This window comes from Actinomycetospora sp. CA-084318 (genome assembly GCF_050955885.1).
Lineage (GTDB): Bacteria > Actinomycetota > Actinomycetes > Mycobacteriales > Pseudonocardiaceae > Actinomycetospora.
In genome coordinates, this window is record NZ_CP192098.1 from 3,329,827 (window position 1) to 3,353,583 (window position 23,757).

At 74.8% G+C, this 23,757-nt stretch carries 19 protein-coding genes; 15 read left to right on the forward strand and 4 right to left on the reverse strand.

All coding sequences use genetic code 11. From position 1 onward, the window contains the following. The first annotated feature begins 66 nt into the window (after window positions 1–66). Window positions 67–1,242 carry a GH12 family glycosyl hydrolase domain-containing protein gene (locus ACQPYX_RS16285; protein ID WP_433798374.1) on the forward strand — a complete coding sequence of 392 codons (1,176 nt, stop codon included), beginning with the start codon at window positions 67–69 and terminating at the stop codon, window positions 1,240–1,242. Window positions 1,243–1,246: 4 nt separating this feature from the next. Here the strand turns inward: ACQPYX_RS16285 and ACQPYX_RS16290 are convergent, their stop codons facing one another. Beyond that, the gene (locus ACQPYX_RS16290) at window positions 1,247–1,675 is read right to left on the reverse strand and encodes an RNA-binding S4 domain-containing protein (RefSeq protein ID WP_433798375.1); all 429 of its coding nucleotides are present in this window, start codon (window positions 1,673–1,675) and stop codon (window positions 1,247–1,249) included. A 150-nt stretch (window positions 1,676–1,825) separates the two neighbouring features. On the opposite strand from ACQPYX_RS16290, the gene ACQPYX_RS16295 reads away from it, so the two are divergent. Both ACQPYX_RS16295 and ACQPYX_RS16300 read left to right on the forward strand, forming a co-directional pair. Continuing rightward, the gene (locus ACQPYX_RS16295) at window positions 1,826–3,163 is read left to right on the forward strand and encodes a sensor domain-containing phosphodiesterase (protein WP_433798376.1); all 1,338 of its coding nucleotides are present in this window, start codon (window positions 1,826–1,828) and stop codon (window positions 3,161–3,163) included. Between the two features lie 70 nt (window positions 3,164–3,233). Continuing rightward, window positions 3,234–4,499, forward strand: coding sequence for an EAL domain-containing protein (locus ACQPYX_RS16300; RefSeq protein ID WP_433798377.1), 1,266 nt, complete (start codon window positions 3,234–3,236; stop codon window positions 4,497–4,499). Between the two features lie 27 nt (window positions 4,500–4,526). Here the strand turns inward: ACQPYX_RS16300 and ACQPYX_RS16305 are convergent, their stop codons facing one another. Continuing rightward, window positions 4,527–5,204 (reverse strand): MBL fold metallo-hydrolase, encoded by a 678-nt coding sequence (locus tag ACQPYX_RS16305; protein WP_433798378.1) that lies wholly within the window; start codon window positions 5,202–5,204, stop codon window positions 4,527–4,529. 295 nt (window positions 5,205–5,499) lie between these two features. On the opposite strand from ACQPYX_RS16305, the gene uvrA reads away from it, so the two are divergent. The 7 genes from uvrA to pheT all read left to right on the forward strand — a co-directional run bounded on the left by uvrA (window position 5,500) and on the right by pheT (window position 14,644). Next, window positions 5,500–8,397, forward strand: coding sequence for an excinuclease ABC subunit UvrA (gene uvrA / locus ACQPYX_RS16310; RefSeq protein WP_433798379.1), 2,898 nt, complete (start codon window positions 5,500–5,502; stop codon window positions 8,395–8,397). A 405-nt stretch (window positions 8,398–8,802) separates the two neighbouring features. After that, window positions 8,803–9,390 carry a translation initiation factor IF-3 gene (infC, locus tag ACQPYX_RS16315; protein ID WP_085942421.1) on the forward strand — a complete coding sequence of 196 codons (588 nt, stop codon included), beginning with the start codon at window positions 8,803–8,805 and terminating at the stop codon, window positions 9,388–9,390. A 112-nt stretch (window positions 9,391–9,502) separates the two neighbouring features. Continuing rightward, a complete protein-coding gene (gene rpmI, locus ACQPYX_RS16320; protein ID WP_018335621.1) occupies window positions 9,503–9,694 on the forward strand; it encodes a 50S ribosomal protein L35 in 192 nt (63 codons plus the stop codon). A 72-nt stretch (window positions 9,695–9,766) separates the two neighbouring features. After that, window positions 9,767–10,162, forward strand: a complete 396-nt coding sequence (gene rplT / locus ACQPYX_RS16325; protein WP_433798380.1) for a 50S ribosomal protein L20 — start codon at window positions 9,767–9,769, stop codon at window positions 10,160–10,162. Continuing rightward, a complete protein-coding gene (locus ACQPYX_RS16330; RefSeq protein WP_433803734.1) occupies window positions 10,159–10,974 on the forward strand; it encodes a TrmH family RNA methyltransferase in 816 nt (271 codons plus the stop codon). The genes rplT and ACQPYX_RS16330 overlap by 4 nt, the downstream gene beginning before the upstream one ends. A gap of 45 nt (window positions 10,975–11,019) precedes the next feature. Next, a complete protein-coding gene (gene pheS / locus ACQPYX_RS16335; RefSeq protein WP_433798381.1) occupies window positions 11,020–12,087 on the forward strand; it encodes a phenylalanine--tRNA ligase subunit alpha in 1,068 nt (355 codons plus the stop codon). A 46-nt stretch (window positions 12,088–12,133) separates the two neighbouring features. After that, the gene (gene pheT, locus ACQPYX_RS16340; protein ID WP_433798382.1) at window positions 12,134–14,644 is read left to right on the forward strand and encodes a phenylalanine--tRNA ligase subunit beta; all 2,511 of its coding nucleotides are present in this window, start codon (window positions 12,134–12,136) and stop codon (window positions 14,642–14,644) included. Window positions 14,645–14,738: 94 nt separating this feature from the next. Here the strand turns inward: pheT and ACQPYX_RS16345 are convergent, their stop codons facing one another. After that, the gene (locus ACQPYX_RS16345) at window positions 14,739–15,314 is read right to left on the reverse strand and encodes a hypothetical protein (protein WP_433798383.1); all 576 of its coding nucleotides are present in this window, start codon (window positions 15,312–15,314) and stop codon (window positions 14,739–14,741) included. 37 nt (window positions 15,315–15,351) lie between these two features. Between ACQPYX_RS16345 and ACQPYX_RS16350 the strand changes: the two genes are divergently transcribed. Next, window positions 15,352–16,155, forward strand: coding sequence for an alpha/beta hydrolase (locus tag ACQPYX_RS16350; protein ID WP_433798384.1), 804 nt, complete (start codon window positions 15,352–15,354; stop codon window positions 16,153–16,155). Here the strand turns inward: ACQPYX_RS16350 and ACQPYX_RS16355 are convergent. Beyond that, on the reverse strand, window positions 16,134–17,813 hold the full coding sequence (locus ACQPYX_RS16355; protein WP_433798385.1) for an alpha-keto acid decarboxylase family protein: 1,680 nt from the start codon (window positions 17,811–17,813) through the stop codon (window positions 16,134–16,136). The two genes, ACQPYX_RS16350 and ACQPYX_RS16355, sit on opposite strands and share 22 nt — an antisense overlap. 29 nt (window positions 17,814–17,842) lie before the next feature. On the opposite strand from ACQPYX_RS16355, the gene ACQPYX_RS16360 reads away from it, so the two are divergent. The 4 genes from ACQPYX_RS16360 to argC all read left to right on the forward strand — a co-directional run bounded on the left by ACQPYX_RS16360 (window position 17,843) and on the right by argC (window position 23,722). Further along, on the forward strand, window positions 17,843–18,823 hold the full coding sequence (locus ACQPYX_RS16360) for a winged helix DNA-binding domain-containing protein (RefSeq protein WP_433798386.1): 981 nt from the start codon (window positions 17,843–17,845) through the stop codon (window positions 18,821–18,823). A gap of 82 nt (window positions 18,824–18,905) precedes the next feature. Next, window positions 18,906–20,549 carry a class I adenylate-forming enzyme family protein gene (locus tag ACQPYX_RS16365; RefSeq protein ID WP_433798387.1) on the forward strand — a complete coding sequence of 548 codons (1,644 nt, stop codon included), beginning with the start codon at window positions 18,906–18,908 and terminating at the stop codon, window positions 20,547–20,549. Window positions 20,550–20,772: 223 nt separating this feature from the next. Further along, window positions 20,773–22,656, forward strand: a complete 1,884-nt coding sequence (locus ACQPYX_RS16370; RefSeq protein ID WP_433798388.1) for an NAD(P)/FAD-dependent oxidoreductase — start codon at window positions 20,773–20,775, stop codon at window positions 22,654–22,656. A gap of 34 nt (window positions 22,657–22,690) precedes the next feature. Then, window positions 22,691–23,722: an N-acetyl-gamma-glutamyl-phosphate reductase gene (gene argC / locus ACQPYX_RS16375; protein ID WP_433803735.1), complete on the forward strand. Its 1,032-nt coding sequence runs from the start codon at window positions 22,691–22,693 to the stop codon at window positions 23,720–23,722. The last annotated feature ends 35 nt before the right edge of the window (window positions 23,723–23,757 follow it).

A 23,757-nucleotide genomic window follows, 5' to 3' on the forward strand; every position in this document is an offset into this window, starting at 1 on the left:
GCGCAGTTCACTGCGCCGAACGTACGTTTCTGCGCGCTGAACGGTCCAACGGGGAGGACGGCGCGGATGAACGGTCGGTCATCGACGGCGAGCGAGACGCCGGAGGCCCGCCGACGGCGGATCGGGAGGCACCGGCGGTCGGGCCCGGCTCGACGCGGTGCCCGGTCCCTGGCCGCCGGACGCCACGAGCGGCGGGCGGGATTCCGCGCGGACGCCGCACGCACGCTCGCCGGGGGCGTGGCCCTCGTCGCGCTGGCCGTCCTCACCGGCCTGCCGCACGGCGCCTCCGCCGCGACGGTCGAGCCGGTCCCGGCCGCCGTCGCCACCAGCGACGTGCCCACCACGAGCACGCTCACGCCGGCGAGCCCGTCGGACACCCCGTCGGACACCCCGTCGGACACCCCGTCGGTCACCCCGTCGGCCTCCCCGGAATCCCCGGCGACCTCGGAGGCCGCGGCGCCGGAGACCTCGGAGACCCCGGCCGCGGACACCACGACGGCCGCTCCGGCCGCGACCACCGCGGCCGCCGCCGCGGACCGCGCGGAGAAGAAGGTCTGCGAGAAGTTCGGCTCGACGCCGGTCGCGGGCGGGCGGTACGAGGTGCAGAACTCGCTCTGGGGCGCGAGCACCCCGCAGTGCATCGTCGCCTACGACGGGCCGAGCGCCGGCCCGACCGGGGCGAGCGCCGCGTTCCGGGTCGAGGCCAAGCACCGCAACAACAGCGGCCCCGCCTCGTACCCGTCGATCGTCTTCGGCTGCAACTACGGCAACTGCACCAAGGGCACGCCGTTCCCGCGCCCGATCTCCGACCTCGGGGACCTGCGCTCGTCCTGGTCGGTGAAGACGCCGTCGTCGGGGGACTACAACGTCGCCTACGACATCTGGCTCGACCCGACCGCCCGTAAGGACGGCCGGCCCACGGGCCTGGAGCTGATGATCTGGCTCAAGCACACCGACCGCGTGCAGCCCATCGGCAACAAGGTCGGCACCGCCACGCTGGACGGCGTCGGGTACGACGTGTGGCTCGGCAAGGCCGACCTGCCGACGATCTCCTACGTCCGCCAGCAGCAGACGACCGAGGTCAAGGACCTGAACATCACCACCTTCGTCACCGACGCGCAGAAGCGCGGACAGGCGAAGGAGGGCTGGTACCTCACCAGCGTGCAGGCCGGGTTCGAGCCGTGGATCGGCGGCGACGGCCTGGAGACGACGTCCTACTCGGTGACCCGCAACGGGCAGTAGGAACTCAGTCCCCGAGGTCCTCGGGGTTCCCGGGGTCCTCGATCTCGTGGTCCACCGTGTGCAGCAGCGAGGCCTGCTCGAAGGCCTCCATGCGGCGTCGGTCGCGCTTGGTCGGGCGGCCGGCGCCGCGCTCGCGCTGCGCCACCGGGAGCACGGTCTCCTTCGGCGGTGGGGGCGGGGTGTGGTCGACGTAGCAGGTCACGGCGACGGGGGCCCCGACCCGCTTCTCGATGACGGTGCCCACCTCGACGATGCGCGGGATGTCGTAGAGCCGGGTGCGCACCGTGTCGCCGGGGCGGACCGGGGTCGACGGCTTCGCGGGCTTGTCGTTGACCCGCACGTGCCCGCCGCGGCACGCGGTCGCCGCGTCCGCCCGGGTCTTGCTCAGCCGCACCGCCCAGAGCCAGCGGTCCACGCGCGTCGTCCCGTCCATACCCGCTCCATTCTGGCCCACGGCCCCGTCGCGGGGGAGTCCGTGCTCGGCGCGTGACCACCGGCCGGTCGACGGGTCCGCCGACATCGCCCTTTCGGATCACCCGGCGTACCGTCGGTGGCGCTCGTGTCACCGGGGGAGGGAGCGCGGGTGTCGCAGGACCCGGGTGCGTCCCCGCTCGAACGCGCGGCGCTGCACCACCTGCTGCGCCGCCGCGCGGTGGTCCCGGTGTTCCAGCCGGTCGCCGACGCCGACTCCGGCGCCGTGGTGGGGGTCGAGGCGCTCGCCCGAGGACCGGCCGGCGGCCTCCTCGAGCGGCCCGATCGGCTCTTCGCCGTCGCCCGCGCGTGCGGCCGTCTCGCGGAGCTCGACGACCTGTGCCGGCGCCGCGCGGTGGAGGTCGCCGACGAGGCCGGGCTGACCGGACCGCTCGGGCTGTTCGTCAACGTCGAGCCGCTGGCGGTGCCGACCGCCGTGCAGCCCGCGCCGGCGGTCACCGCGCTGCTCGAGCGGGGGGTCCGCGTCGTCCTCGAACTGACCGAGCGCGATCTGACGGCCGACCCCGCGCGGCTGCTCGCCTTCGCCGAGCAGGCCCGGGCCCACGGGCTCCGGGTGGCCCTCGACGACGTCGGGGCGGTGCCGGCGTCGCTCGCCCTCATGCCCTTCCTGCGCCCGGAGGTCGTCAAGCTCGACCTGTCGCTGGTGCAGGCCCGCGACCCGGGCGAGGCCGCCGAGGTGATGTCGGCGGTCGCGGCCTACGCGGAGCAGAGCGACGCCGTGGTCCTCGCCGAGGGCGTCGAGACCCCGGAGCACCTCGTCGCGGCACGGGGCCTGGGCGCCACGCTCGTCCAGGGCTGGCACGTGGGCCACCCGACCGGGGCCGAGCACCTCGGTGACCTGGCGGCCCCCTGGCGCCCGCCCGTGCTGCGCCGTCCCGTCGCCGGGGCCGTCGCGCGCAGTCCGTTCGCCACCGTCGCCCGGGTCCGGACGCCCCGACGCGCCACGAAGGCCCTGCTGGTCGCGGTCAGCCGGCACCTCGAGCAGCAGGCCGCGGAGCTGGGGGAGCTCGCCGTCGTCCTCGCCGCGTACGAGGACGCGGTGAACCTGACCCCGTCCTCGCGGCGGCGCTACCGGGCGCTCGCCGGGGCGGCCGCCTTCGTCGGGGTCCTCGGCCGCGGCGTCGACGCCGAGCCGGAGCCGGGGGTCCGCGGCGCCGACCTCGGGGCGGACGACCCGGTGCGCGGCGAGTGGGACGTGGCGGTCGTCGGGCCGCACTTCGCGGCCGCACTGGTCGCCCGCGACCTCGAGCCCGACGCGGACCCGGCCGACCCCGACCGCGAGTTCGACTACGTCCTCACCCACGACCGGCCCCTGGTCCTCGAGATCGCCCGGTCGTTGATGACGCGCGTCGTCCCCCGACCGGCGGTCGACGGATCCGCAGCGTCGCCGCTGTCATCCATCCGGGTCGCTTCCGGGGCGGGGCGCTAGCTCCAACGGATCACCCGGGTACCGTCCGGCCCACGCAGTGCAGGTGAGACGGGCCCGGAGGGGGTGAGTCGTGACCGACATCTGGCGGGTGAGCGGCTCCCGAGCCGACGCCGAGGCGGGCGACGAGCTCTCCGGCGCCATGGACTCGCTCACCACCGCGTTCCAGCCGATCGTCGACCTCGCGACGGGCGGCGTCATCGCGCACGAGGCGCTGACGCGCGGCCCGGCGGGCGTGCTCGCCCGGCCCGAGCAGCTCTTCGACCGCGCCCGCGTCGAGGGGCGGCTCGCGGAACTCGACGAACTCTGCCGCGTCCGGGCGCTCGAGGCGACCCTCGCGGCGGGGGACGACGGCCCGACGACCCTGTTCCTCAACGTCGAGCCCGACGGCATCCCGATCGGGACGCCGCCCGCCGTCGCGCAGGAGTTCCTGGCGGGCGGCGGACGCCTCGTCATGGAGTTCACCGAGCGCGCCCTCACCGCCGACCCGGCCCGGGTGCAGTGGTTCGCGACGCGGCTGCGGCACATCGGGATCGCGATCGCGCTCGACGACGTCGGGAGCCATCCGAGCTCACTCGCGCTCATGCCGTTCCTGCGCCCCGAGGTCGTCAAGCTCGACCAGCGGCTCATCCAGGACCCGCACGACGACGACGCGGCGCGGATCGCCACCGCGGTCTTCGCCTACGCCGAGCAGAACGACGCGATCGTGCTCGCCGAGGGCATCGAGACCGCGGCGCACGAGCGCACCGCGCGCGCCCTCGGCGCCACCCTCGGGCAGGGCTGGTACTACGGCCGCCCGGGCCTGCTCGGACCCGACCCGCGCCGCATCCTTCCGGTGAGCGCCCCGCTCGCGCGCGCCCCCGAGGGACCGACCCGGCGCAGCCCGTTCGCCACGGTGTCCCGCAGCCGGCCGATGCGCCACGGCGGTCTCGCCGAGGTGTCGCTGGCCGCCGAGCTCCTCGAACGCCGTGCCCTCACCGCCGAGGGCCCGACCGTCACCCTCGCCACCGTCGGCCCCGGCGCCGCCCCCACCGGCGCCCGGGCCGAGCGCTACGCCCGGGCCGCCCGGGAGACCAGCCTCGTCGCGCTGCTCGGCGCCGGCCCGGAGCCGCTGCCCGGTGTCCGCGGCGCCGACCTCGGCGGGGGCGACCCGCTGCGCGCCGAGTGGGACGTCATCGTCGTCGGCCCGCACGTGTCCGCCGCGCTCGTGGCACGCGAGACCGTCGGCGGCGAGTACCAGTACGCGGTCGTCTACGAGCGTGACCTCGTCCTCGAGCTGGCCCGCTCGCTCATGAGCCGGACCGTGCCCGCCCCGAACGCGGCGATGCCGGGCGCCTGACCGCCCGACACCCGCCGTCGGGACGACCTACCAGCCGCGCTCGCGCCACTCCGGCAGCTGCGGGCGCTCGGCACCGAGCGTGGTGTCGTCGCCGTGGCCCGGGTAGACCCAGGTGTCGTCGTCGAGGCGGTCGAACACCTTGCGCTCGAGGTCGTTCATCAGCGCGTTGTGGTGGTCGACGGTCGCGGTCTTGCCGTGCCCGCCCGGGAACAGCGAGTCGCCGGTGAACAGGTGCGCGGAGCCGTCCGGGTCGCGGTAGAGCAGCGCGATCGAGCCCGGCGTGTGCCCGTCGAGGTGGATGACCTCGACGAACGACTCGCCGAACCGCACCTCGTCGTCGTCGCCGACCGTGTGGTCCGGCGCCACCGGCAGCTCCGGGGCGTCGAGCTCGTGGGCGTAGGTCTCGGGCGCGAGCGCCTGCGTCATCGCCTCCAGCGCCTGCACGTGGTCCCAGTGCTGGTGCGTGGTGACGATCGTCTTCGTCCGGCCGCGCTCGGCGACGGTGTCGACGGTGTCGAGCAGCCGCTCGGCCTCGTTCGCGGCGTCGATCAGCAGCGTCGACCCGGTGGCCTTGTCGACCAGCAGGTAGGCGTTGTTGTCCATCGGGCCGACGGAGACCTTGGTGATCGCGACGGCGTCGAGGTCCCGCCGGGCGGCCGGGCCCTCGGGGTCGACGTGGCCGGTGTAGGTGTCGAGAAGCTCCACGCCGGACAGTCTGCCCGGTCCCCCCGACGGCCATACCTCGTCGGGACCGGTCACCCACGAGGCCTACCCGCTCGTCCGTTCACCGCGGACGACCGCACCCGGCGACGGGCCGTGTCCGCGTCCGCCGTCGGGAACGGGCCGTTGACCGCCCGGATCCGGGCTCGACGGGCGAGGTGGACACCGGCTCCTACAGTGGAGGAGAACCCCCGCGAGTCGCGGCCGCACGATGTTGTCGGTGCCCGGGGGTATGACAGGGGAGCGCCGTCCTGTCCTGAACGCCTTGGGGAGCTGATCCGTGGCCGACCGCCTCGTCGTCAAGGGCGCCCGTGAGCACAACCTCACGGGTGTCGACATCGACCTGCCGCGCGACAGCCTCGTCGTGTTCACCGGACTCTCCGGCTCCGGGAAGTCGAGCCTCGCGTTCGACACGATCTTCGCCGAGGGGCAGCGGCGCTACGTCGAGTCGCTCTCGGCCTACGCGCGCCAGTTCCTCGGGCAGATGGACAAGCCCGACGTCGACTTCATCGAGGGCCTCTCGCCCGCCGTGTCGATCGACCAGAAGTCGACGAGCCGCAACCCGCGCTCGACCGTCGGCACGATCACCGAGGTCTACGACTACCTGCGGCTGCTCTACGCGCGGGCCGGCACGCCGCACTGCCCCACGTGCGGCGAGGTCATCTCCAAGCAGACCCCGCAGCAGATCGTCGACCAGGTGCTCGCCATGGAGTCCGGTCGCCGCTTCCAGGTCCTCGCGCCGGTGATCCGCGGACGCAAGGGGGAGTACGTCGACCTGTTCGCCCAGCTCCAGGGGCAGGGCTACTCCCGCGTGCTGGTCGACGGCACCGTGTACCCGCTGGCCGAGCCGCCGACGTTGAAGAAGCAGGAGAAGCACGACATCGCGGTGGTGGTCGACCGGCTCTCGGTCAAGGCCAGCGCCAAGCAGCGCCTCACCGACTCGGTGGAGACCGCGCTGCGGCTCGCCGAGGGCATCCTCGTGCTCGACTTCGTCGACCTCGACGACGACGATCCCGACCGGGAGCGGCGCTTCTCCGAGAAGATGGCCTGCCCGAACGGCCACCAGCTCGCGGTGGACGACCTCGAGCCCCGCGCCTTCTCGTTCAACTCGCCCTACGGCGCGTGCCCGGCGTGCAGCGGTCTCGGCACGAAGATGGAGGTCGACCCCGAGCTCCTCGTGCCCGACGACGAGCTCTCGCTGGCCGACGGGGCGATCGCACCCTGGAACATGGGGCAGACCGCCGACTACTTCCAGCGCCTGCTGACCGCGCTCTCCGAGTCGGTCGGCTTCCGCATGGACACGCCGTGGCGCAAGCTGCCCGCGGCGGTGAAGAAGGCGGTGCTGCACGGCTCGAACGACCAGGTGCACGTGCGCTACCGCAACCGGTACGGCCGGGAGCGCTCCTACTACGCCGCGTTCGAGGGCGTCGTGCCGTTCCTGGAGCGTCGGCTCGACCAGGCGGAGTCCGACAGCGCCCGGGAGCGCTACGAGGGCTACATGCGCGAGGTGCCGTGCCCCACGTGCACCGGGACCCGGCTCAAGCCGGAGATCCTGGCCGTGACGCTGCGCCACGAGACCCTCGGCGACATGTCGATCGCCGAGGTGTGTGCGCTCTCGGTGGCCGACGCGGCGTCGTTCATGCAGGGCCTCGTCCTCGGGGCGCGGGAGCAGGTGATCGCCGGCGCCGTCCTCAAGGAGATCGGCGCACGCCTGGGCTTCCTGCTCGACGTCGGGCTGGACTACCTCTCGCTGTCCCGCGCGGCCGGAACGCTCTCCGGCGGCGAGGCGCAGCGCATCCGCCTGGCCACGCAGATCGGGTCCGGGCTCGTCGGCGTGCTCTACGTGCTCGACGAGCCGTCGATCGGGCTCCACCAGCGCGACAACCGCCGCCTCATCGACACGCTGACCCGCCTGCGCGACCTGGGCAACACGCTGATCGTCGTCGAGCACGACGAGGACACCGTGCGCGCGAGCGACTGGGTGGTCGACATCGGCCCGGGCGCGGGCGAGCACGGCGGCCAGGTGGTGCACTCCGGGTCGGTGCGGGAACTGCTGGCCAACACCCGCTCGATGACCGGGGACTACCTGTCCGGACGCCGGTCGATCCCGGTGCCCGACATCCGCCGCCCGCGCGACCGGAAGCGGCAGATCTCGGTCGTCGGTGCCCGCGAGCACAACCTGCACGACGTCGACGTCTCGTTCCCGCTCGGCTGCCTGGTGTCGATCACCGGGGTCTCCGGCTCGGGCAAGTCGACGCTGGTCAACGACATCCTGGCCACGGTGCTGGCGAACAAGCTCAACGGCGCGCGCCAGGTGCCGGGCCGGCACACCCGCGTGACGGGCCTGGAGCACCTCGACAAGCTGGTGCGGGTCGACCAGTCGCCGATCGGGCGGACGCCGCGGTCCAACCCCGCGACCTACACCGGCGTGTGGGACCACATGCGCAAGCTCTTCGCCTCGACGAACGAGGCGAAGGTGCGCGGCTACGGCCCCGGCCGGTTCTCGTTCAACGTCAAGGGCGGGCGCTGCGAGGCGTGCGCCGGCGACGGCACGATCAAGATCGAGATGAACTTCCTGCCCGACGTCTACGTGCCGTGCGAGGTCTGCAAGGGCGCCCGGTACAACCGCGAGACGCTCGAGGTGCACTACAAGGGCAAGACGGTCGCCGAGGTCCTCGACATGCCGATCGAGGAGGCCGCGGAGTTCTTCGAACCGATCACCGCGATCCACCGGCACCTGAAGACGCTCACCGAGGTCGGCCTGGGCTACGTCCGGCTCGGGCAGCCCGCGCCGACCCTGTCCGGCGGCGAGGCGCAGCGCGTGAAGCTGGCCTCCGAGCTGCAGAAGCGCTCGATGGGCCGGACGATCTACATCCTCGACGAGCCGACCACGGGCCTGCACTTCGAGGACATCCGCAAGCTGCTCGGGGTCATCAACGGGCTGGTCGACAAGGGCAACACCGTCCTCGTCATCGAGCACAACCTCGACGTCATCAAGGTGTCCGACTGGGTCGTCGACATGGGGCCCGAGGGCGGCAACGGCGGCGGCACGGTGGTGGCCGAGGGCACGCCGGAGCAGATCGCGGCCGTGCCGGAGAGCTACACCGGCCAGTTCCTCGCCGAGCTGGTCACGCCGGAGGCGCCACCGGCCAAGCGGACGCGGGCCAAGGCGGGCTGACCGCGAGGGTCACGTCAGGCAGCTCCGGAGGCCCGGCGTGATGCCTGGTGTCACCCTCGCGTCGGCCCGGCAGCTCCCGCGCCACGCCGCCGGAGCCCGACACGCGGGCAGTGGTACGCTCGGTGTCAAGCGACCAGCTCGTCGCACACGCAAGTGCGCGTCGAGCGGCAAGTGGAGCCCGTCTCCCACCCGAGCCGCCCCCGGTGGCCGGGTCCCGGTCTACGTCGGCCCTCCGGGACCGACGCACGCGGCCCGTCGTCGGGAGTGATCCCGAGGACGAGTCCGATCGGTACGAGTCAGGGCCCCCGCCACGAGCACGACGGCGCGGGGCCCGACGTCGTGAGGGAACAAGGACACCTCTCGCCGGGTTGCGGCCGGAAACACTGTCGAACCCGAGGAGAACTCATCAGCGCAGAGACGCGCATCAACGAGCGCATCCGCGTGCCCGAGGTCCGTCTGGTCGGTCCGAACGGCGAGCAGGTGGGGATCGTCCGCATCGAGGACGCCCTGCGGCTGGCCCGGGAGGCCGACCTCGACCTCGTCGAGGTCGCGGCCCAGGCGCGCCCGCCGGTCTGCAAGCTCATGGACTTCGGCAAGTTCAAGTACGAGAGCGCGCAGAAGGCCCGCGAGTCGCGTCGCAACCAGCAGCAGACCGTGATCAAGGAGCAGAAGCTCCGGCCGAAGATCGACCCGCACGACTACGAGACGAAGAAGGGTCACGTCACCCGCTTCCTCGGCCAGGGTCACAAGGTCAAGGTCACGATCATGTTCCGCGGTCGCGAGCAGTCCCGCCCCGAGCTGGGCTTCCGGCTGCTCCAGCGGCTCGCCGAGGACGTCGGCGACCTCGCGTTCGTCGAGGCCTCACCGAAGCAGGACGGCCGCAACATGACCATGGTGCTCGCGCCCAACAAGAAGGTCGCGAAGACGCCGAAGCAGCAGGCTGCGGCCCAGGCGGAGAACGAGGCCGCCGCGGAGCCCACGCCGACCTCCTGACCCCGCGGGGGAGGGCCGTACCGTCAGGCACGGCCCGCCCCGCGGTGGCGGGAGCCGCCCCCGCCCGGGTCGCACGAATCCCGGGACGGCAGGACGACCAGGACGAGGACGGATGAAGAACAAGACCCACTCCGGGACCAAGAAGCGCATCAAGGTGTCGGGCACCGGCAAGCTGCTGCGCGAGAAGGCCGGCAAGCGCCACCTGCTGGAGAAGAAGTCCAGCGAGCACACCCGCCGGCTCGCGGGTCAGACGGAGGTCGCCAAGTCCGACGACCGCCGCATCCGCAAGATGCTCGGTATCTGAGCAGCCCCCTTGACCACCCGGTCGCCGTGACGCCCCGGTGACCGTCCCCGACACGATCGAAGGCAGGACGACGTGGCACGCGTCAAGCGCGCAGTCAACGCCCAGAAGAAGCGCCGCACGGTCCTGGAGGCCGCCAGCGGGTACCGCGGGCAGCGCTCCCGGCTCTACCGCAAGGCCAAGGAGCAGCAGCTCCACTCGCTGACCTACGCCTTCCGCGACCGGAAGCAGCGCAAGGGCGACTTCCGGCAGCTCTGGATCACCCGTATCAACGCGGCGGCCCGAGCCAACGACATGACCTACAACCGCTTCATGCAGGGTCTGAAGCTCGCCGGCATCGAGGCGGACCGCAAGGTCCTCGCCGAGATCGCCGTCTCCGACCCGGCCGCGTTCGCGGCGCTGGTCGAGACCGCCAAGGCTGCCGTGGCCGACGTGCCGAAGGGCGCGGAGAAGAACGAGGACGCCGCCTGAGCGAGGTTCTCACCGAGCGCACCCCGCGCGTCGCGGCAGCCCGCAAGCTGCTGCGGCGCGCGGCGCGCGAGGACACCGGGCGCTTCCTCCTCGAGGGGGTCCGCCCGGCGTACGACGCGGTGGCCCAGGCCGAGACCGACCGGGGAGCCGTCACCGATCTCTTCGTCACCGAGCCCGTCGCCGATCGCGAGCGCGACCTGCTGATCCGGGCCCGCGAGGCCGGCGTCCGCACCGCCCTCGTCACGGAGAAGGCGATCGCCGGGCTCACCGACACGGTGCACCCGCAGGGTCTCGTCCTGGTGTGTCGTCAGCCCCGGGCGCAGCTGCCGCCGTCGCCGCGCCTGGTCGCGGTGCTCGTGGACGTCGCCGACCCCGGCAACGCCGGCACCGTCATCCGCACCGCCGACGCCGCGGGCGCCGACGCGGTGCTGCTCGCCGGCGACTCGGTCGACCCGTTCAACCCCAAGTGCGTGCGCGCCAGCATGGGGAGTCTCTTCCACCTGCCGGTGCTCCGGGAGCGCGTTCCCGACGAGGGCTGGCGCCGGCTGCGGGAGGCCGGGCTCGGCCTCGTCGTCGCCGACGGCGGTGGCGAGCTCGACCTGGGGCCCCCGACCGACGACCTCCTCGCCCGGCCCACGGCGTGGGTGTTCGGCAGCGAGGCCCACGGCGTCCCCGACGAGGTCGCGGCGCAGGCCGACCACCGCGTGCGGGTGCCGATCCGCGGTCGGGCCGAGAGCCTCAACCTCGCCACGGCCGCCGCGGTCTGCCTGTACGCGTCGGTGCGGGCACAGGCGACGGACCCGCCTCGATAGACTCGTCCTCCACCGCATCGCCGCAGAGCAGGAGCGCCGCCGAGCATGTCCGGCACCAACGACTCGTTCGACCCCAAGCAGGTCTCCGCGCTGGCCCCCGAGTCCCTCGAGGCCGCGCGCGACGAGGCGACCAGTGCCTTCGCCGGCGCCACCACGCTCGACGCGCTCACGGCCCTCAAGCCCGCCCACCTCGGCGACCGCTCGCCGGTGCTGCTGGCCCGCCGCGAGATCGGCTCCCTGCCGCCGCAGGCGAAGGCCGACGCCGGCAAGCGGGTCAACGAGACCCGTGTGGCCGTCCAGAGCGCCTACGACGAGCGCCACGCCGTCCTGCTCGCCGAGCGCGACGAGCGGGTGCTCGGCGAGGAGGCCGTCGACGTCACGTTGCCCACCGCGCGGCATGCGCGCGGCAGCCGGCACCCCCTCACGCAGACCTCGGAGCGGATCGCCGACGTGTTCGTCGCGATGGGCTGGGAGGTCGCCGAGGGCCCGGAGGTCGAGTCGGAGTGGTTCAACTTCGACGCGCTGAACTTCCTGCCCGACCACCCGGCGCGCACGATGCAGGACACCTTCCACGTGCAGCCGCCCGGTGCGAAGCAGGTGCTGCGCACGCACACCTCCCCGGTGCAGATCCGCACGCTGCTGGAGCGGGACCTCCCCGTGTACGTGGTGTGCCCGGGTCGCACGTTCCGCACCGACGAGCTCGACGCCACCCACACGCCGGTCTTCCACCAGATCGAGGGCCTCGCCGTCGACAAGGGCCTGACCATGGCCCACCTCAAGGGCACCCTCGACGCGTTCGCGCGCGCGATGTTCGGCCCGGACTCCCGCATCCGCATGCGGCCCTCGTACTTCCCGTTCACCGAGCCGTCGGCCGAGCCCGACGTCTGGTTCCCGCAGAAGAAGGGCGGCGCCGGCTGGGTCGAGTGGGGCGGCTGCGGGATGGTCGACCCGAACGTCCTGCGCGCCTGCGGCGTCGACCCCGACGTGTACTCCGGCTTCGCGTTCGGCATGGGACTCGAGCGCACGTTGATGTTCCGCAACGGGCTGCCGGACATGCGCGACATGGTGGAGGGCGACGTCCGCTTCACCAGTGCCTTCGCCGTCGAGCCCTGACCGCCCCACCCGTCCGCGACCTGTCGTCCGAAAGGCCTGAGCACCCGTGCGCGTCCCCGTCTCCTGGCTCACCGAGCACGTCGGTCTGACGGAGCCCTCCTCGGCGGACGACCTCGCCGAGGCGCTCATCCGGGTCGGGTTCGAGGTCGAGGACGTCGCGGCGCTCGAGGCCGTGCCCGGCCCCCTCGTCGTCGGGAAGGTCCTCGAGATCGAGGAGCTGACCGAGTTCAAGAAGCCGATCCGGTTCTGCCGGGTCGACGTCGGGACGCGCGGCAGCGACCCCGACCAGCCGCAGGGCATCGTCTGCGGCGCGACGAACTTCGCCGTCGGCGACCTCGTCGTCGCCGCCCTCCCCGGCACCACGCTGCCCGGGGACTTCGGCATCGCCGCCCGCACGACCTACGGACGCGTGTCCGACGGGATGCTGTGTGCCCTCGACGAGCTCGGGCTCGGTGAGGACCACTCCGGCATCCTCGTGCTGCCCCCGGACACGGCCGAGCCGGGTACCGACGCCGCCCCGCTGCTCGGCCTGGCCGAGGGCGCCGCCGAGGCCGTCCTGGACATCGCCGTGAACCCCGACCGCGGGTACGCCCTGTCGATCCGCGGCATGGGCCGTGAGCTCGCGAGCGCCTACGACGCGCCCTTCGGGGACCCGGCGTCGATCGACCAGGGGGTCCCGACCACCGACGCCGCCGGCTACCCGGTCACCGTCGACCCGGCCTCGGGCTGCCGTCGCTTCGTCGCCCGCCGCGTCACCGACCTCGACCCGACCGCGCCGACGCCGTGGTGGATGACCCGCCGCCTGCTGCTCGCGGGCATCCGGCCGATCTCGCTCGCGGTCGACGTCACGAACTACGTGATGCTCGAGCTCGGTCAGCCGATGCACGCCTACGACGCGGCCCGGATCACCGGCGACGTCGTCGTCCGCCGGGCCCGTGCCGACGAGAAGATCACCACGCTCGACGACGTCAGCCGCGCCCTCGATCCCGACGACGTCGCGGTGTGCGACGACTCCGGACCGATCGGCCTGGCCGGCGTCATGGGCGGCGCGTCGACCGAGGTCACCGCGACGACCTCCGACGTCCTGCTCGAGGCCGCCACCTGGGAGCCCGCCTCGGTCGCCCGCGCCGCGCGCCGGCACAAGCTGCCCAGCGAGGCCGCGCGCCGCTTCGAGCGCGCCGTCGACCCGGCGGTCGCCCGGGCCGCGACGGACCGCGCCGCCGCCCTGCTCGCGCACTACGGTTCCGCGACCGTCGACGGCGGGGTCACCGACGTCGGGCCGTTCGCGGAGGGCACCGAGCCGCCGACCCCGCCGATCACGATGGCGCTGGACCTGCCCGACCGCGTCGCGGGCGTCGCCTACCCGCGCGGCGCGAGCGTCCGGCGGCTCGTGCAGGTGGGGTGCGGGGTCGACGTCGGGGGCGACGGCGTCGCCGTCGTCCCGCCGACCTGGCGCCCCGACCTGACCCGCCCGGCCGACCTCGTCGAGGAGGTCCTGCGGCTCGAGGGCTACGACGCCATCCCGTCGGTGCTCCCGGTCTTCGCGGGCGGCACCGGCCTGACGATGGCGCAGCGCCGGCGCCGCCAGGTCTCGCACGCCCTCGCCGACGCGGGCTTCCAGGAGGTCCTGCCGTCGCCGTTCACGGCGCCGGGCGTGCTCGACGCCTTCGGACTCGACGACGACGACCCGCGCCGGACCGCGGTCCGGCTCGCGAACCCGCTCGACGCCGACCGCTCGCTCATGGCGACGACGCTGCTCCCGGGGCTGCTCGACGCGGTCGTCCGGAACGTCTCCCGCGGTCTGCGCGACCTGGCCCTCTTCCACGTGGGTCAGGTGGCCCGGCCCGACGGCACGCCGGCGGACGCCCCCGCCGTCGCGACCGACGCGCGGCCGTCCGACGCGGAGATCGCGGCCCTGCTCGAGGCCCTGCCCGACCAGCCGCTGCGCGTGGGTGCGGTGCTCACCGGCGCGTGGGAGCCGAAGGGCTGGTGGGGCGAGGGTCGGCCGGCGACGTGGGCGGACGCCGTGCAGGCCGCGCGGACCATCGCCGCGGTGTACGGCGCGACGCCGACGGTGTCGAACGACCGGCACGCCCCGTGGCACCCGGGACGGTGCGCGGCGCTGCACGTCGACGGCGTCCTGGTCGGACACGCCGGCGAGCTGCACCCGAAGGTCCTCGAGGCGCTCGGACTCCCGCCGCGCACGTGTGCGATGGAGCTCGAGCTCGACCGGCTCCCGGTGCACGAGGTGCTCGCCCGGCCCGAGGTGTCGGCGTTCCCGCCGGTCCTGCTCGACGTCGCGCTCGTCGTGGCGCAGGACGTGCCGGTCGCCGCGATCGAGGCGGCGCTCGTCGAGGGCGGCGGCGAGCTGATCGAGGACGTGCGGCTCTTCGACGTCTACTCCGGCGCGCAGGTGGGGGAGGGGAGGCGCTCGCTCGCGTTCGCCCTCCGCCTGCGCGCGCCCGACCGCACGCTCACCCTCGAGGAGGCCGGCGCCGCCCGCGACGCCGCGATCGCCCTCGCCGGCGAGCGGCACGGGGCGACGCTGCGCGCCTGACGGCGGCCACTCCTCACCCTCGTGAGGGGAACCTCCGGCCGCCCCACCCGCGTGAGGGGACCCCTCACGAGGCTGGGGCGGGCGGATCCTCCCCTCACGCCGGGTGGGGGTGGCCGGCCGACGCCGATCCGAGCGCGCCGTCGACCAGCCACGCGAGGCCGGCCGCGTAGGTCGCGCGGAGCGTGTCGGCCGGCAGCGGGGCCCCGTCGGCCGCCACCCCGAGCGCGGCGTTGCCGATCGCATGCACCACGAGCACCCGGATCGCGGTGTCCTGCGCCCCCCGGTCGACCACACCCGCCGCCACCAGGCACGACCGCATCGTCTCGCCCAACCGCCGCGCGTTCGGCCCGCGCGAGCCCTGCCGGGCCACGAAGTGCGGCACGAGCCGGGGGTGGGCGAGGAGCAGGTCGTGCGTGGCGGTCATGAGGTCCACCAACCCGGCGCGCGGCGCGTCGGTCGCCGGCGCCGGCAGGGCCGCCAGCAGCTCGTCGAGCACCAGGTCGAGCAGCTCGTCCCGGCCGCCGACGTGGCTGTACAGCGCGTTCGGCGCCACCCCCAGCCGTCCGGCCACGGCGCGCATGGAGAACGATGCGCCGTCGTCGAGGACCTCGCGCGCGGCCTGCACGACGGCGGGCCGGGTCAGGCCCGCCCGTTGTCCGGGGGCTCTCATGCTTCCCAACTGTACAGCGTCCAGCTACTATTGGACTATGTACAGCATCTCCGCCGCCGGTGTCCCGTACGTGCTCGAGCCGCCGTCGTCGGGACGCCCCGACGCGCCGCTCGTCGTCGCCTGGCACCTCATGGACGCCCCGCGCACCGAGCGGGCCTTCGCCGCGGCCCTGCCGCTCGCGGGGCTGGACGCGTGGAAGCTCTACCCCGGCCTGCCGCTCAGCGGCGAGCGCTTCCCGGGGGAGGAGGTGTTCCTGGCCGAGATGGTCGCCGAGCCGGTGCTCAACGGTCACGGGCGGATCAACGAGGAGGCGGTCGCCGAGCTGCCGGGCCTGCTCGACGAGGTCCGGGCCGCGCACGGCATCGCGGACGGACCGGTCGCGGTCGTCGGGGGTTCGGCGGGCGCGGGAGTGGCGGGAGGAGTCGTCGTCGGGAAGGTCCTCCGGGCGCGTGCGGCGGTGCTGATCAGCCCCCTGCTGCAGCTGCGGCCGGTCGTCGACCTGCTCGCCCGGCAGTTCGGGATGGACTACACGTGGACTCCGGAGTCGGAGGCCGTGGCCGACCGGATGGACCTCGTGTGGCGGGCGCCCGAGTTCGGCGCCACCGCCGTGCGCTGCATCGTCGGCGGCGACGACGACCTCGACGCCTTCCTCTACCCGGCGGGCCGGCTGCGCGACATGCTGCGCGAGCAGGGTGTCCGCGCGGACCTGCGCGTCGTCAACGACATGGGGCACGCGCTCGCCGAGGAGCCCGGCCTCGAGCCCGCCTCGCCGACCGACGCCGCCCGCGAGGTGGACGCGATGACCGTCGAGTTCCTCGCTCAGGAGCTGGAGTTGGCCTGACCCAGCGCCTTCGTGAGGTCGGCGAGCAGCTGCGGCACATCGTCGCGGGGTACGACGGCCTGCACGATCGCCATCCGCGCCGGGTCGTCGCGGGCCGCCTGCAGCGCGGCGCGCAGCTCGCCGACCGTCGTCGCGCGGGTGGCCGTGGCCCCGCCGCCGGGCGCGAACATCGCGGGGGCGGCCGTCCAGTCCCAGCGCACGATGTCGTTGTACGGCTCGGCCGGCCCGTGGATGGCGCGCTCGACGGTGTAGCCGTCGTTGTCGACCACCACGACCACCGGCGCGAGGCCCTCCCGGACGATCGTGCCCAGCTCGGCCACCGTCAGCTGGGCCGCGCCGTCCCCGATGAGCAGCACGCCGCGCGAGTCGGGCTGGGCCAGGCAGGCGCCGAGCGTGGCGGGCAGCGTGTAGCCGATCGAGGCCCACAGCGGCTGCCCGAGGAAGTCCACGCCCCGGGGCAGCCGGTGCGTCGACGCCCCGTAGAAGGAGGTGCCCTGGTCGGCGAGCACCACGTCCCCCTCGCGCAGGAATCCGGCGACCTCCGCCCACAGCGCGTCCTGCGACAGCGGCTCGGCCGCGTCCGAGGCGGCGAGGGCGGGCTCCGGTGCGGGGTGCGGCGCGGTCACCCCGGCGCGCTCGGCCAGCTCGCGCACCAGCGGCACGAGCGCCGCGAGCGCCGTCGGCAGCTCGACCGGCGAGAACGTCGCCGCGCCGACGCTGGCCGTCTGCGCGCCGAGCTCGATCGTCCGCGACCGCGTGATCCGCTGGGTGAAGAAGCCGCTGGTCAGGTCGGTGAAGTACACCCCGGCCACGATCAGCGCGGCCGCGTCCTCGACGGCGGCCCGCACCTCCTCGGCGCTCGCCGCGCCGGCGTAGGTCCCGACGAAGTGCGGCACGCTCTCGTCGACCAGGCTCTTCGACCACACGTCGGTCGCGTGCCGCACGGGCCCGGCGTCCAGCAGCTCCCGCAGCACCGCGCGGCCGCCCACCCGGTGCGTGAGCAGCCCGGCGAGCACTCCGAGCCGGTCCACCGACCCCGCCTTCTCCAGCAGGGCCCGCGCACTCTCGACGAAGCCCTCGAGGGCCTCCGGGTCGGTGTGGTCCACGGGCGCGGGGAGCGTCCCCGACGGCGGGTCCACCGCGGCGGCGGACACGTCGGTGGGGATCAGGAGGTAGCCGGGCAGGTGCCGGTCCCGCACCTCGACCAGCACCCGGTCGATCTCCGCGCGCGCGGTGTCCACGGTGAGCGCCGCCCGTGCGCAGGTGATGCCCTCGTGCATCGTCATGAAGTGGGTGAAGACGCCGTCGCCGAGCGAGTGGTGGACCATCCGGTGCGCGGACTGGTGGTCGGTCGACGGGGCGCCCACCACGTGCACCACCGGCACGTGCTCGGCGAAGCTCCCCGCGACGGCGTTGATCGCGGACAGCTCCCCGACGCCGAAGGCCGTGGCGAGCGCCGCCATCCCGCGCAGGCGCCCGTACCCGTCCGCCGCGTAGCCCGCGTCGAGCTCGTTGGCGCACCCGACCCACTGCAGCCGGTCGTGCCCGACGACGTGGTCGAGCATCGCGAGGTTGTAGTCCCCGGGCACGCCGAACACGTGCTCCACCCCGACCTCGGCGAGCCGGTCGGCGAGGTAGTCCGCGACGCAGTAGGTCATGGGTGGGGACGCTGCCACAATGCGCTGCTGTGAACGAGGTCGGTCGACTGCGGCTCGCCGCGCTGCGCCTGGTGGGGGAGCGTGCCGCCACGCCCGCCGAGGCCGTGGCGTGGCTCGGGTGCGCGCAGGGCCAGGACCTGCCGGGGGTCCTCTCCTCGATCGCGTTGCGGACGACCGCGGGGGACGTCGACGAGGTCCGGCGCGGGTTCGACGACGGGTCGCTCGTCCGCTCCTGGCCGATGCGCGGCACGCTGCACGTCGTCGCCGCGGAGGACCTCGCGTGGATGCTGCCGCTGGGCACCCCCCGGCCGCTCGCCGCGGCCGCGAAGCGCCGAGCCGGTCTCGGACTGGCCGAGGACACCCTGGAGCGCGCGGGGGAGGTCGCGGCCGAGGTCCTGCGCGGCGGCGGCCGGCGCACCCGGGCCGAGCTCAGCACGTGCTGGGCCGAGGCCGGGCTCGACCTCACCTCGTCCCGCGCCTACCACGCCCTGAGCGTGCTCTGCCAGCGCGGCCTGCTCGTCCAGGGGCCGTTCGCCACGGCCAAGGAGCAGGCGTTCGTGCTGCTGGACGAGTGGGTGCCGCAGCCGCGACGACTCACCCGCGACGAGGCCCTCGCCGAGTGGGCGCGCCGCTACTTCCGCTCCCACGGGCCCGCCGCCCGCGCGGACTTCGCGCGGTGGACCGGGATCCCGGCCGCGGACGTCACCCTCGCGATCGAGGGCGCGCGGGACGACCTCGTCGAGACCGACGGCCTGCTCCACGACCCGGGGACCCCGGACCGGCTCGCCGCCGCGGAGGTCCCCGACGAGCTGCTGCTGCCCGGCTTCGACGAGTTCGTGCTGGGCTACGCCGACCGCAGCGCCGTGCTCGACCCGGAGCACGCCGACCGGATCGTGCCCGGCGCGAACGGCGTCTTCCGCCCGACGGTCGTGCGCGACGGCCGGATCGTCGGGACCTGGGCCTGGGCGGGCACCGGGCGCAACCGGCGGGTGGAGCGGGACCTGTTCTGAGCCCCTCCTGGTGCCAGCAGAGCGTCATTGCTTGCGTCCGGTGCCAGGAAATCCACTCCGTGGAGGAGCAGACTCCCCGGTCATGACGACGGGCTCGACGCTGCGCTCCCCGATCTCCCTCGACCTCCCCGCGGTCCCCGTCGGGGCCCTGCTCGACGGCGCCGCCCGGCGCTACGGCGACCGCGCCGCCCTCGTCCACCACGACGACGTGCTGACCTTCCGGGCGCTGTGGACCGAGGCCTGCGAGGTCGCCCACGCGCTCGTCGCGCGCGGCATCCGGCCCGGCGACGCCGTGGGCCTGCACCTGCCGAACTCGCTGGTCTGGCCCGTCGCCTACCACGGGATCCTGCTGGCCGGGGCCACGGTGGCGCTCACGAGCCCGGTGCTGCCGCCGGAGCTGCTGCGGGCCCAGCTCGACGACGCGGGCGTCGTCGCCGTCGTCAGCCGGGACACCACCCTGCCGAACGTCATCGGCACCGACGGTCGCCGGCTCGACCTCGAGGTCGAACCGGCGGACGGGCCGCCGGACCTCGAGATCGACCCGACGGTGGCACTGGCCCACCTCGCCTACACCGGCGGCACCACCGGGCGCTCGAAGGGCGTCGAGCTGACCCACGCCAACGTGGTCGCCAACGTCCTGCAGTACACCGCGTCGGGCTCCGGCGCCGTGCCCGTCCCCGACGTCCACGGCGGGATCACCGTGGAGCAGACCTCCCCGCCGGAGGAACACCCGACGCGGCTCGGCGAGGGCGTCTCGATCGCCGTCGCGCCGTGGTTCCACGCGATGGGAACGAACGGCCTCACCATCGGGCTCGTCACCGGGACCACCGCGATCGTCCAGGACCGGTTCGACCCGGCCGCCTACCTCGCCGACGTCGAGCGCCACCGCGCGACCACCCTGTCCGGGGCGCCCGCGATGTACCACGCGCTGCTCGCCCACCCCGACGCGCGGACCCGCGACCTGTCCAGCGTCCGCTCGGTGACCTCGGGCGCGAGCCCGATGGCGGTGGCCCAGGCCGAGCGCATCGCGGCGCTGATGCCCGCCGCCATCGTCCTCGAGGGCTACGGCCTCACCGAGGCGACGATGGCGCTCTGCACCTCGCCGTCCGCACGCTCCGCGCACCGGCGGATCGGCACGGTCGGCGTGCCGATCGCCGACACCGAGCTCGTCCTGCTCGAGGTCGGGACCGGGCGGCCGGGGGACGCGCCGGTCGGGGTCGGGGAGCGCGGCGAGATCTGGGCCCGTGGCCCGCAGGTGATGCGGTGCTACCACGAACGGCCCGACGAGACGGCCGAGACGCTGGTCGACGGCTGGCTGCGGACCGGCGACATCGGGATCGTCGACGACGACGGGCTCGTCTCGGTGGTCGACCGGGTCAAGGACATGCTGCTGTTCAAGGGCTTCAACGTGTATCCGCGGGAGCTCGAGGAGCGCCTCGTCGCCCGCCCGGAGATCCTGACCGCGGCGGTGGTCGGGCTGCCCGACGAGGCGGTGGGGGAGGTCCCGACGGCGGCCGTGGTGCTGTCGGCCGGATCGGGTCCCGCCGTGGTCGCCGAGGTGGCGGCGGCGATCAACGGCGCCGTCCGACACTACGAACGGCTGCGCCGGATCTTCGTGGTGGACACACTGCCCGTGTCGGCGGCGGGCAAGGTCCTCAAGCGGGATCTCCGCGACGCGCTGCTGGGTGCGGCCGACGGTCCGGCGTGGACCGACGGCGGTTCCTGAGAGGGGTCGGCCGCGTTCGCTGCACCGGGCTGCTCCAGCTAGAGCAATCGGACGCAGTTGAGCGCCGGGCGGGCGGCGTCGGGCGGTGCCGCCCGGCGGTGCTCTCAGGTCCGCGCTCCGCAGCCGGGCGTGTGCCTAGCGTGAGCAGCCGTCCACCGGCTCCCCCCGGGCCCGCCCGGTCGGTGGACCACGAACCACCGTCCTGCCCCGACAGGAGCCCGCGATGCCGCAGTACCCGGGGACGCCCGACGTCCCGTCCCAGTGGTCCCCGACCGGCCGCCGTCCGCGCACGGCGGCGCGGGTGCTCGCCGCGCTCGGCGTCCTCGCCGCGCCCGCGGTCGTCCTCGGGCTCTGGGCGGGCGGTCTCGTCGGCTGGTGGGTCGCGGCCGGCCTCGCCGTGGTCGCGCTGGCGGGCGGCGCGGCGCTGGCGGGCGGCACGATCCTGCACGTTCCCGCGGCCGGACCCGTCCCGGACACCGGCACGTTCGTGCCCGGCGCGCGCGTCCTCGTCGTCGGGGGAGGCTACGTCGGCCTCGTGGCGGCCCGGGCGCTGCAGGCCCGCCTCGGGCAGTCCGGCGACGGGCGCCACCGCGGCCGTCGCCGCGGCGCCCGGGACCGCGCGTCGACGCCGGTCGGCTCGGTCACCGTGGTCGACCCGCAGCCGCACATGACCTACCAGCCGTTCCTGCCGGAGGCGGCCGGCGGCTCGATCGCGCCGCGGCACCTCACGGTGTCGCTGCGTCGGGTGCTCGACCGCTGCGACGTCGTGACGGGGTCCGTCGTCGCGATCGACGACGCCCGCCGTCGGGCCGTGGTCACCCTGCCCGACGGGCTCTCCACGGAGATCCCCTACGACGTCCTCGTGGTCGCCCCGGGCGCGGTGGCGCGGGAGCTCCCGGTGCCCGGGCTCGCCGAGTGCGCGCACACCTTCCGCACCGTCGGCGACGCCGCCGCGCTGCGCGACCACGTGCTGTCCCGGCTCGACGCCGCGGCGTCGGTCGTGCCGTCCACGGCGGCCGAGGCCGAGCGGCGGGCGCGCCTGCTCACCTTCGTCGTCGTCGGGGGCGGCTTCGCGGGAGTCGAGGCGCTCGGCGAGCTGGAGGACCTCGCCCGCCGGGCCGGACGCCAGGTCGGGGTGGACCGCGACGAGATGCGCTGGGTGCTCGTCGAGGCGGCGCGCCGGATCATGCCCGAGGTCAGCGAGCCGACCGCGGCCCGCGTCCACGGCAAGCTCGCCCGCCGCGGCATCGAGGTCCGCGTCGGGGCGGGCCTGGTGTCGGCCGAGGACGGCGTCGTCCGGCTCGCCGACGGCACCCGGGTGCCGACCGACACGGTCGTCGTGGCCGCCGGGACGCGCCCGCACCCGCTGCTCGAGCGGACCGACCTGCCCCTCGAGCGCACCGGCAAGGTGCGGTGCACCGCGATGCTGCAGGTCGTCGGCCGGCAGCACGTGTTCGCGGCGGGCGACGGCGCGGCCGTCCCGGACCTCGCCCGCGGTGCCCTGCTCGCCGACGAGGACCCGAAGGTCCTCACCGCGCCGACCGCCCAGCACGCCGTCCGCCAGGCCCGGGTGCTCGCCGGCAACGTCGTCGCGCACCTCGGCGGCCGTCCGCTGCAGCCCTACCAGCACGCCTCGGCCGGCGTGGTCGCCGGGCTCGGACGCCGGCGCGGCGTCGCCGAGATCCGCGGGGTGCGTCTGATGGGCTGGCCCGCCTACGCCCTGCACCGCGCCTATCACCTGTGGGCCATGCCCACGGCGGAGCGCAGGGCGCGCATCGTCCTCGACTGGATCGCGGCCGCCGTCCTGGGGCGGGACCCGGTGGCGGCGGGCGCCGTGGCGCCCTCGCCGCGTCGCGGCGACGCGGATCCGGCCGTCCCGGCCGTCCCGGCCGCCGGTCCCGCCCCCGCGGCGCCGTCCGCGGGCCCGGCGCCCGCGGGGCGCACCGTCGTCGATCCGGCCGTGATCGACGGTCCGACGCTGCGGGAGCCGCACCCGTCGCTGCCCACCGCGGTGCGGGCGGGTGCGCCGGCGGCGGGGCGGGCACCCGCGACCGGCGACCAACCGGCGATCACGTGGCTCAGCCGGGGGCGGCACGACTTCCGCTGAGCCGTTGCATGGAATTCCGTGATCGTGCATAGTCATACGCATGCGGATCGCGGTGGCCGGAGCCAGCGGCTACGTCGGAGGTGAGCTCCTGCGGCTCGCGCTGGGCCATCCCGAGGTGGAGGTCGGCGCGCTGACCGCGGGGGACTCCGCGGGCAGTCTCCTCGGCGCCCACCAGCCGCACCTCACCCCCCTGGCCGACCGGCCGATCGTGGCCACCACGGTCGACGCCCTCGCGGGCCACGACGTGGTGTTCCTGGCCCTGCCGCACGGGCGGTCCGCGGAGCTCGCCGCCCAGCTGCCCGACGACGTCCTGGTGGTCGACTGCGGGGCGGACCACCGGCTGCGGAACCCGGCGGCCTGGGAGCGCTGGTACGGCGGGGAGCACGCCGGGCACTGGCCCTACGGGTTGCCCGAGCTGCCCGGCGCCCGCGAGCAGCTGCGCGGCAGCCGCCGCGTGGCCGTGCCCGGGTGCTACCCGACGACGGCCACGCTCGCCGCCCTGCCCGCCGTCGCCGGCGGGATCGTGGCGCCGGAGATCAGCGTCGTCGCCTTCTCCGGCACCTCCGGGGCGGGGCGCGCGGCCAAGGCCCACCTCCTCGGGTCCGAGGTCATGGGCTCGGCCACCGCCTACGGCGTCGGCGGCGCCCACCGGCACACCCCCGAGATCGTGCAGAACCTCTCCGACCTGGGGGCGGGCGCGGTCCGGGTCTCGTTCACCCCGGTGCTGGCCCCGATGCCCCGCGGCATCCTCGCCGTCGTCAGCGCCCCGCTGGCCGACCCCGCGATCGACGCCGCCGAGGCACGCCGGGTGTACGCCAAGGCCTACGACGACGAGCCCTTCGTCCACCTGCTCCCCGAGGGCGTCCAGCCCGCCACCAAGAGCGTGGTGGGCTCGAACGCCGTCCAGGTGCAGGTCGAGGTCGACCTCGACGCCGGTCGGCTCGTCGCCACCGCCGTGATCGACAACCTCACCAAGGGCACCGCCGGCGGCGCCTTCCAGTCGGTCAACGTGGCCCTCGGGCTCCCCGAGACCCTCGGCCTCCCCGTCGCCGGGCTCGCCCCGTGACCCCGCCGTTCACATCCGTCCCGCCCGCCCCGACC

Excerpts from the sequence above, each read along its gene's own strand:
- ACQPYX_RS16285 (WP_433798374.1), top strand. The coding sequence starts at position 67 with ATGAACGGTCGGTCATCGACGGCGAGCGAGACGCCGGAGGCCCGCCGA.
- ACQPYX_RS16290 (WP_433798375.1), bottom strand. The coding sequence starts at position 1,675 with ATGGACGGGACGACGCGCGTGGACCGCTGGCTCTGGGCGGTGCGGCTG.
- rpmI (WP_018335621.1), top strand. The coding sequence starts at position 9,503 with ATGAAGAACAAGACCCACTCCGGGACCAAGAAGCGCATCAAGGTGTCG.
- pheS (WP_433798381.1), top strand. The coding sequence starts at position 11,020 with ATGTCCGGCACCAACGACTCGTTCGACCCCAAGCAGGTCTCCGCGCTG.
- ACQPYX_RS16345 (WP_433798383.1), bottom strand. The coding sequence starts at position 15,314 with ATGAGAGCCCCCGGACAACGGGCGGGCCTGACCCGGCCCGCCGTCGTG.
- ACQPYX_RS16350 (WP_433798384.1), top strand. The coding sequence starts at position 15,352 with ATGTACAGCATCTCCGCCGCCGGTGTCCCGTACGTGCTCGAGCCGCCG.
- ACQPYX_RS16355 (WP_433798385.1), bottom strand. The coding sequence starts at position 17,813 with ATGACCTACTGCGTCGCGGACTACCTCGCCGACCGGCTCGCCGAGGTC.
- ACQPYX_RS16365 (WP_433798387.1), top strand. The coding sequence starts at position 18,906 with ATGACGACGGGCTCGACGCTGCGCTCCCCGATCTCCCTCGACCTCCCC.
- ACQPYX_RS16370 (WP_433798388.1), top strand. The coding sequence starts at position 20,773 with ATGCCGCAGTACCCGGGGACGCCCGACGTCCCGTCCCAGTGGTCCCCG.